9 protein-coding genes are annotated in these 9340 nt (G+C 56.1%); 5 read left to right on the top strand and 4 right to left on the bottom strand.

Annotated elements, in window-relative coordinates; genetic code table 11:
- The first annotated feature begins 312 nt into the window (after positions 1-312).
- The 5 genes from FKW31_RS15410 to FKW31_RS15395 all read left to right on the top strand — a co-directional run bounded on the left by FKW31_RS15410 (position 313) and on the right by FKW31_RS15395 (position 5736).
- The gene (locus tag FKW31_RS15410) at positions 313-828 is read left to right on the top strand and encodes an RNA polymerase sigma factor (RefSeq protein WP_150179011.1); all 516 of its coding nucleotides are present in this window, start codon (positions 313-315) and stop codon (positions 826-828) included.
- Between the two features lie 74 nt (positions 829-902).
- Entirely contained in the window at positions 903-1958 is a 1056-nt protein-coding gene (locus FKW31_RS15405) for a FecR domain-containing protein (protein WP_150179010.1), read from the top strand.
- A gap of 144 nt (positions 1959-2102) precedes the next feature.
- Positions 2103-4643: a TonB-dependent siderophore receptor gene (locus FKW31_RS15400; protein ID WP_150179009.1), complete on the top strand. Its 2541-nt coding sequence runs from the start codon at positions 2103-2105 to the stop codon at positions 4641-4643.
- Between the two features lie 312 nt (positions 4644-4955).
- Positions 4956-5162 (top strand): transcriptional regulator domain-containing protein, encoded by a 207-nt coding sequence (locus FKW31_RS16130; RefSeq protein WP_166443430.1) that lies wholly within the window; start codon positions 4956-4958, stop codon positions 5160-5162.
- 121 nt (positions 5163-5283) lie between these two features.
- Complete coding sequence (locus FKW31_RS15395) at positions 5284-5736, top strand: DUF2285 domain-containing protein (RefSeq protein WP_166443429.1); 453 nt, start codon at positions 5284-5286, stop codon at positions 5734-5736.
- 21 nt (positions 5737-5757) lie between these two features.
- Here FKW31_RS15395 and FKW31_RS15390 read toward each other — a convergent pair whose 3' ends face one another.
- From FKW31_RS15390 to FKW31_RS15375, 4 genes are all read right to left on the bottom strand, one after another.
- On the bottom strand, positions 5758-6210 hold the full coding sequence (locus FKW31_RS15390) for a CopG family transcriptional regulator (protein ID WP_150179007.1): 453 nt from the start codon (positions 6208-6210) through the stop codon (positions 5758-5760).
- A gap of 116 nt (positions 6211-6326) precedes the next feature.
- On the bottom strand, positions 6327-8123 hold the full coding sequence (locus FKW31_RS15385) for a DUF3363 domain-containing protein (protein ID WP_202878736.1): 1797 nt from the start codon (positions 8121-8123) through the stop codon (positions 6327-6329).
- A 244-nt stretch (positions 8124-8367) separates the two neighbouring features.
- Positions 8368-9045 (bottom strand): lytic transglycosylase domain-containing protein, encoded by a 678-nt coding sequence (locus tag FKW31_RS15380; protein ID WP_150179006.1) that lies wholly within the window; start codon positions 9043-9045, stop codon positions 8368-8370.
- Positions 9042-9340: DUF736 domain-containing protein (locus FKW31_RS15375; RefSeq protein WP_150179005.1), on the bottom strand; the 299-nt coding region annotated here is incomplete at its 5' end. The genes FKW31_RS15380 and FKW31_RS15375, both read right to left, overlap by 4 nt.

Raw genomic sequence — 9340 nt, 5'->3', positions numbered from 1 at the left:
CAACCAAAAATTCCGTTTGAAAACAAATGCTTAGGCCGCCCATCGGGCGGCTTTTGGCGTTTCTGCTCCACGCGCAGGATGCGTATAGGAATCAGTCGGAAGCGAATTCACGCGTAGCAACGATGCGCGCGAGACGCGCCAGAAGAGGGCTGGGAAGGGTAAGAATCGGCTTGAGCCGTCCAGCGCAGGGCCGATCCGCCAACCTTCTCCTTGCCTTCCAGATTGTCCTGACATAAGCAGAAATGCGAACCGTTCTTAAAAGCAGAATCCTGCCACACAAAAGAACGTCTATCGTTTTGGGCGGTGATCGGAATGACAGAGGGCAAAAAGCGAGGACGGCTGATTAACAGCTTTGAACGGCATTATCAGGATTTGCTGCGCTTTCTGTTTCGTCGAACCGGGGATGTCGAGGAAGCCGCTGATCTTGCGCACGATACGTATGTCCGGCTAACCAATGTGGCGGACAGTGTTGTCGAAAATGACAAGGCTTATATTTTCCGTGTTGCAGGGAATCTTGCGCTCGACATGCACCGTAGGTCAGGGCGAAGGGCTGTTTGGCTGTCCGGCGAAGAACCGGGAGAGGACATCGCTGATCCGCAACCGTCTCAAGAACAGCATGTTATTGATCAGGATCGACTGGCCTCTATGGATGCGGCGCTGAGTAGTCTGCCTCCAAAGGCTCGTCTTGCGCTTCTGATGGTTCGAGTGGACGGTCTTCGATACGTTGAGATAGCGGAGCGTCTAAATATCAGTGTCAGTATGGTTTCGAAATATGTCACGCAGGCTGTGCAGCACTGCCGTGATCATGTCAGACAGAACGACGAATAAAGTTTCTTTTCGGCACTGCCGGTTTTGCTGTGCCATATCGTCTCTAATTATGGGGCTGCTAAAGAATCGGCTCCTTGAAGGAGGCGGCATGGGGCCACGAACATATAACGGCAGATGGGTCTGCATTCAGGATGGTTGAGAGTTCGGGTGATCGTTCACCGCGACGAACGCCACGTAGCCTTACTCTGAGCGATGAAGCGATTGAATGGCTGATCCTGTTGTACTCAGGCTCAGCCAGCGATGCTGATCGGCAGGGCTATGCGGACTGGAGGCAGCGTTCCCCCGCTCACGAAGAGGCAGCCAAAGAGGCTGAAGCTTTATTTGGGGACATTGGCCGTACCCAGACTGCCGAGGAATACAAGCTGACGGAAACAGCCTTTGCGCCTCCCGCTTATCGTCAACGGGCGCGGCGGTTCGGTCGCCGTGTTTTTCTCGGTTCCGCTGTCGCTGCGGGAGTGACATGGGGTATCGGCCCAGCCTTAGTCGCAACGGTGACGTCGTTCCTGGCGACTTATCACACGGCAGTGGGGGAACGACGCAACATCAGACTGAGTGACGGTTCGACAGTCTGGTTGAACACGGCCAGCGCGCTGTCGGTTCATTTTACCCCTCACTTCCGCAGGCTTACGCTGCATGCTGGGGAGGCTCTGTTCGATGTGACGGAGGATCAGAGCCGTCCATTTATCGTCCGTTCGGGCGCGGGTGAGGCTGAAGCTGTTGGAACAGTTTATGCTGTCAGGAAGGATGACAGCACGACGCAGGTGAGCGTTCAGGATGGGACTGTTCTGGTTCGTGCTGGTGATGGTCGGCAGCAAGTTACCGCAGGTCAGGCGGTAAAATACCGAGATGGCATTATTAGTTCGCCGCAAGCGGTCGCGGTAGCGGACCTGTTTTCATGGACGCGCGGCAAACTGATCTTTAATCGGAAGCCACTTGCTCAGATTGCAACGGAAATCGAACGGTACCGGCACGGACGCGTCGTCGTCGTAAGTGATGACCTTAAGGCGATGGAGGTCTCGGGGGTTTTCGATATAGACGATAACGAAGCCCTTCTTGCGGCATTGGGCACTGCGACAGGCGCGCGTATTACCCATTTACCATTTTTGATCGTCATCCGGCCAAGTGTTTGAAAAATCATCATTCAGCAAAATTTTCAAAATTATTTTCGCGGACTTACTGCCTGATCTCATCGCTAAATCGTCCTTGAAATTGAGAGGCAATCTTAACAACTGACGCTTTCGTCGCGGCGGTATTGATTTCGAGGATGGCAGAGGATGATCATATTGGAGGCGGCCCGGCGCGCCCTGCGGCGTGGAGCGCTGTTGGGTTCTGTTAGCCTAACCTTGATGACGGCAGGAGAAGCGAGGGCGGAAACCCCGATAGACCGTCCCGTAGAATTTCACGTTTCAGGCGGTGACCTCGATCACGCCTTAACACAAGCTGCTGATCAAAGTGGCGTTCATATCTTTTTTCCATCAGCATCTGTGGCGGGGAAAAAATCGCTAGGGTTATCGGGGAAACTGACGGTCAATCAGGCATTGGCGCGGCTTTTAAGTGGAAGTGGTCTGTCTTGGCATCTTCAGGATGGAAAAACGATTATTGTATCGGCAAGTTCTAACATCACGCTTGGCCCTGTGCGGGTAGGCGGGATGGTCACGCATCAGGATCCAACAGGTCCGGGTGTGGGTTATGTTGCTGAAAATACTATGGCCGGCACTAAAACCAACACACCGATAACAGAGATTCCGAACTCGATATATGTTGTGACAAAACAGCAGATGATCGACCAGCAGGCGCAAAGCGTTCAGGACGCGTTAAAATATACCGCCGGGATATATTCTGGAACACTGGGAACAAATGCTTCTGGAGCTGCAGCCGATAGCAATGGCGCAATTTATCAGCGAGGGTTCACGACCACGCAATTTGTTGATGGCTTGCTGAGTAACTCCGTCAGTGCAGGTGAAACAAATTTCCTCGAACGGGTTGAAGCGATCAATGGTCCGGCCTCTGTCATGTATGGTCAAACCGCTCCTGGCGGTATGATTGCGATGAGTCTTAAAAAGCCCACAGAAACACCTTTGCATCAGGTGTCTGTAGGTTTTGGCAATTGGGGACGCTACGAAGCTACGGTAGATGTGAGCGACAAGATTACCAAATCTGGCAACGTGCGCTATCGTCTTGCAGCTATTGGCGTCACGCAGGGAACTCAAACAGACCATGTAGACTATAAACGGGTCGGAGTTCTCCCGTCGATAACATGGGATATCGATAAGAAAACATCATTAACGCTTCTTGGATCTTATATGTATACGCCAGGAACTGGTATAGCAACGGCTGCACATTATCCTGTCGTAGGAACGCTTATTGACGGCCCTAATGGAAGAATAGCGCGAAGCACGTTTTTATCTACGCCGAATTGGAATGCCAATTCAGCAACTGATGCAATGTTTGAGTATCAGTTCAGTCACAATTTCAATAAATTTGTGAATTTTAGACAGACTTTCAGATGGGAAAAAAGTGACTCCAATAGAAACGAGACCTTTTGGGACGGTCAGAAAGTGCCCGGCCAAGTTTATATTCGACCAGAGTGGATACAGGATACTTGGGAGACTATAACTCTGGATACACGTCTTTTTGGGAAATTCAACACTGGTCCAGTCAGCCATACATGGGTGGTGGGCTCAGATTTTCAAAATTATCATGATAACTGGTCTTACAAAAGAGACAACGCCTCTCCCGAGATGGTCGTGGATATTTACAATCCCCGCACCAATTATACCCCATGCTTCAGCTCAGCATCTTCTGCCGGCTGCAACGGGTGGGATACAGCGTCTCGTTATGATTATTTTCAGGAAGGCGTTTATTTTCAAGATCAGATCAAATGGCATAAATTATCAATACTTCTCGGCGGCAGAGAAGATTGGGTTAATTATAAAGGTCATTACTCGACATACACGTATAATAATTCCACGGGTCAAAATACGAGTGGCATGACTTATGGTAATGATGCCCCTGAACCTGCGCATGCTTTCACCTGGAGGGGGGGGATAATCTATGATTTTGATTTCGGATTAACGCCATATTTTAGTTATTCAACGTCATTTGTGCCTCAGACGGGTCAAACTGACTATTTGGGACGTCCTTTTGCACCGCTTACAGGAAAGCAACTTGAGGCTGGGTTGAAGTATAAGGTTCCCAACCGGGATATCCTATTGACTGCAGCAGCCTTCCACATCGAAGAAAATCACTATCTTATCGCGGATTCCGTTCATACTGATTACAGTGCTGATGCAGGACGGGTCAAATCTCAAGGATTCGAGGTTGCTGCCAATGCAAATATCACTAAGGATTTGAGAGTGATTGCATCTTACAGCTTTACAGATGTCAGGTTCGCAAATTCCAATAATACTAATACGGTATTTTGCCCTGAAACTGGAAAGGCTTGTTCACCAACAGTGACACGCTCTGAGCAGGGAAAGTTTGTCCCCTATGTCCCTCGGAATATGTTTTCAGTATTTGCTGATTATAAGTTGCCTAAAAAACTTGTCCGAGGTTTCGGTATCAACTGGGGTATGAGATATATAGGTTTTACCTATGCAGATGATGTTGAATCATACAAAGTCCCATCCTATGTTCTATTCGATGTCGGAGCGCATTATGATTTTGGAGATCAATTTCCTATTTTGAGGGGGCTTCGCGCTCAATTGGCGATGTCTAATATTACTAACAAATATTATGAAACTAGTTGTTCACGGGGAGGTTGCTATTTGGGGCAAGGAAGGCGCGTTTACGGCAACTTGACTTATAATTGGTAAAATTTCGCCATCCCGAACTACGGCACATTTTCCTATTAGTTTCAGAATCTTGTCCCTCGTCTTCATGCCAAACTCGTGGGACAGTCTCGCGGCAAGAAGCGTAGACTGTCCGCGGGAATATACGAGAGGCAACCCGTTTCAAAGTCGGTGGGTGACACTGCGCAACATGCGTGGGGCGTCCCTGCAATTTCCATAAGGTCACGCCGCACTGCGTGAGAACTCAATGTAACCAGAAACTCGGGGCTGCCTGACGGGTGCGGCATGTTTTGCCGTACCCGGTCGGTGGCTCCCCAGCCGAGAGGACCGTCTCCCATGCCATCCGACATCTGGCATTCCGAGGCCGATCTGGCCATCCTCAGAACCCTCCCGGCCTCCGCTCTTGCCGGGGCCTTCATGCGGCGCTGGTCCCGCTATATCAGCGATTATCATGATATTTTACTGCTGGCCGGGGCCAGCGCCAGTCCTTCGCTCCTGTGGGCGGCGTTCCGGGACCGATGGAGGTTACAGTTTTGTCCATAATCCGGACATTCCCATCACCCGGAAACCTGTGATCTGGCGGAGAGAAGACACAACACGCATTATCAGCCTGACGGATGCGCCTCGGGGTTTTGCCGATCTTCGCTCTCTGGATTTCGAGGCGATGGGCCGTATCCTGTTCGACAGCGAGGATGATGCCGGGCGTTCTGTGACAGTGACGGGCTCCTTCGGGACATTTTCGTTTCTGCTGGACGATCCCGCTGCGGCAAAGCGGCCCGCCGTGGTGATCCCGGTCGATCCCCATTACCGAAGCCGCTGGTATGAGGCTGGCCGCTTCGTCTCCCATCATCTCGGTTTCAGGCTGCCGTCGCGTGTACCGCCGGTTATCACGCCGTTTCGGTCCCTGCATCTGATCCGCTGCCTGCATGCCTATGACCTGCATCGGGCGGGGGCGGATGAACGTCGCATTGCCGCCGTCCTCATCAATCCTCGCGCCCTGACCATGCCTCTGGACGAATGGCGTGACCATACATGGCGCAGGACTGCCAAGGACTGGCGTGATGAGGGCATCGCCCTGGTTGAGGGCGGCTATCTCAAACTGCTGCTTGAGGGGTGATGTCACCCACGGGGACGAGCGCTATGCTTTGGGTGGGGCGTCGTCGGTCCTGTCAGCAGGGCGCTGACGCATGGCGGGAATATCGAGCGGGATGTCGTCGCGGAACGACCTTCCCTGAGACAATCGTCGCCCCAGCGTGTCCAGAAACCGCGCAAACCGTTCCTGCCCCAGCGCATTGGCGGCAGCCTGCGCCTCGGCGGGCAGGGGCGGCATCTGTCCCAGCCAGAAGCGGATGAACAGGGCATGGGTTTCCAGCGCGATCATCAGGTCGCGCTCCTGGCGCTGCATCTGGCGTGTCAGCCGATCCAGCCGCCGTGTCAGGGCCGCTTCGGTTTTCTCCGCACTGTCGGGAGAGAGCAGGGATGCAACCGCCGCTTCCACCACGGCGGAGCGCGTCACCTTCCGACGTGCGGCAAGGTCACCGATCTGCGAGATCATGGCGACGGGCAGGGAGACGTTCAGGCGGTCACGCATGGAAATCCTCTATGGAAAAGCCATGATGTGACCGAACGATTTTTTCAGAAACAAGACCGAAATCGGGTTTGTCGTATCGGGGCGGAGCATGACGTAAAAGGAACGGGACGCGTGGATCACAGGCTGATCCCGAGATCGCGTTTGCGGTCATGCCGCCAGTCGACGCCCCCGTCATCGCGGGCGACGCCATCGACATAGCGGTCGTGCTGCTTCTCCAGAGAGGGTGCCCAGGGCACAAGCTGGAAGCCCAGCCCGTTGTCGATCATGGCGAAGCGCCCCGAGGACAGGCTGAGGCGTTTCACATACTGGCCGGTGACGAAGTTACCCGGAACGCTGCGCTCATAACCCAGCCCGTTCTCCTTTGCGAGTTTTGCGCCGATCTGGTCGAGTTCCTGCTGACGTAACGTCGCCAGAAGGTTTTTCTGATAGCGCACGGACCCGTCCTGCTGGAACGACGCCAGCCCGCGATCCGCGAGATGCTGCGTGCGTTCCTGCATGGCCTGACGCACCTCCGCCCCGAAACGTGTGCGGGCGAGGTCCATGGGCTGGCGCTCCACAAGCCGATGATCCAGCCATGTTGCGCCCGGCGCTTTGACCTGGGCGGCAAGGTCCAGATCGGAACGCGCGGACAGCACCAGATAATCCCTGCCGCTTGTTCTGCCGGTCGCGGTGCGGATTTCCACAATGCCGCCATCGGGTGGCGCGTCGCGGAAGGCGTCCACGCCGGGGAAGCGGACATGATGCAGGCGCCCGTCTGTGGCGTCGATCACGGCATAGGCTTCGCCGGTCAGTTCGTTGTGCAGCCCGCGCTCCAGCAGGCGGCCCGTCAGCGCGGTCGGATGATCGCGATCGGCGATCACGTAATCACCGGCGGAGATCGCCCGCTCATGGTCGCGCCCTGTCATGGCGCGGTGCATGGTTTTGATGATGTCGCCGCGCGCGCCCATCTCGCGCAGCGTGTCCTCCATGCTGGGGGCGAGCGACCACCGCCCTGGTGCTTCGGACTTCGCCAGTCCCATGCGTTCCAGTGTCTGCGCCCTGCCGGTCAGCAGCGCGCGATGCGCTGCATCCTGTCCGAAGGCGTGTACGCCTGAAATATCGGCTCGCAGGTCCACGATCCCCATGTCGTCGGCATGACGCTGCAACTCGGCGTCGAGCCGGGTCCAGCGTTCCGCGCTTATGTTCTGGCGCAACGCAGCCTCAATCTCGTGTTCGGCGCGTGGACCAAGCTCCAGCGACACCAGATCCTCCGCCCGTGAGCGCAGTCCGTGGCTGATATAGTCGCGGGCGATCACCAGATCAGACCCGGCCTGATCGACGCCGCGCACGATCAGATGCACATGCGGATTGTCGGTATTCCAGTGTGACACGGCAGTCCAGTCCAAGCGCGTGCCGAGATCGGCTTCCATCTGCGTCACGAGGTCGCGGGTAAAACCGTCGAGGTCCGCCATCTCCGGGGCGTCCTCGGGCGAGACGATGAAGCGGAAATGATGCCGGTCGTCTTTGCAGCGCGCGGCAAAATCCTGTACGTCCACCTCCTGACCATCCGGCCCGAACAGATGCGCCTTTTCACCATCGTGAGTGACGCCATCCCGGCGCAGATAGGCGAGATGATCGGCCAGCGATCCGGGCCGTGCGCCGCGCCCGGCCTGTCGCACCACGCGGGCCTTGACGGTGACGCGGCGATGGGCGTCGAACAGGCGACTTCTGCCAAACCGGGAATGGCCCCGCCCGAAGGTCGAGGGGCCGGAGCGCGGACCGTAACTTTTTCCCTTTCCGGGGCTGCCGCCAGTTCCTCCGCCCGCGCGGCGGGAGGCATGGAGCACCTGCGCCAGAAAGGTCCGGGGCCGGGCGCTGCTTCCCTTGCTCCGGATGCGGCCCGGACGGACCCGGAAATCCTCGTCACGGGCCATCAGAACCTCCCTGTGCAGGAAAACCCCGCAGGAAAGCAGCATACAATCCAAAACCCTGCACACGACCGACCCGATATGCACAGGGAAAGACGAAGCGCGACCGCGCTTTGTCGCCCGACGTGGCAGGCCGTTTTATCTTGCCCTCTTAATTCTTCACGTTTCCCGATCTGCCCAACGCCCGGCACATTCCCGAAATGCTCCCGAGGCGACGACAAGTTTTCCCGCTCATGCCGAAAATCCCACGTCACGGCGCGCTCCTTTGCGAAACGGGGACGAACAGGCCATGAGGTGTGGCCTCTGATCGTATCGCCTGAACGAAAATCGGCATCACCTCGGGGGCACCTTGAGGCGCCTCTCGGGATGCAAACGCCCCCACAAAAATTGGACTGCTGGACGGTGTTTGTTCGTGTGGTTGATCGACAAAATCCATTCCGGAAATTGCGCCGTCAACCGACACTCCATGCAGCAGCCGGGTGACTCTGGCGACGTATTTCCGCGTCTCGTCGGGAAGCGTTTTCCCTGCTGTCAGAAACTGCTCATACCGCCCAGGACCAGCATTATAGGCAGCGAGGAAACCCATATCGCCATAGCGGTCATGCAACCGGCGAAGATAGGCCGCTCCCGCCGTGATGTTGTCGCGCGGATCGTAGGGATCGGTCCCCAGATTCAACGACGCGCGCAGTTCCCGCCATGTGTCGGGCATGATCTGCATGAGGCTCATAGCGCCCCTGAGTGATACCGCAGAAGCATCACCCTGACTCTCCGCGCGCATCACCGCGGTGATCCACGCGGGCGGGATGTTCGCGCGCGTGGCGGCCTCGGTGACATAGGTATCGAACGGCGCGGCGCTGGCCGTCTGCATGGGGATGGCAAACCCGGCGCAGACCACCAGCAGACCGGGCACTGTTTTAACCCGGATCATGACGGCGTTCGGGGACGGTTCCAGACCAGATGGAACGTGTCGTGTTCGTCCCGGTCCGGCAGCAGCCGGGCACGCAGAGGGCGGGCGAAAAGCGGGTCATCAATCATCACCGCCAGCCACAACCCGATGCGTTCCCCCTGACGTGCCCAGGCGCAGCCGACCTGTATGGCGTCATCTTCCAAACCGCGCAGAACGCGATAATCCGGGGTGTTCTCTGTGGTGGGGTCTTCGATGGGCAGGATCGACAGATCATCCTCCATCAGAAAGGTGGTGATCTGGCCGAAAAAGCCGTTTG

The sequence above is a fragment of the Acetobacter sp. DmW_136 genome (genome assembly GCF_008690365.1).
Lineage (GTDB): Bacteria > Pseudomonadota > Alphaproteobacteria > Acetobacterales > Acetobacteraceae > Acetobacter > Acetobacter oryzifermentans.
The sequence above is the reverse complement of the archived record's forward strand: the minus strand, read 5'-3'. Positions and strand labels throughout refer to the sequence as shown.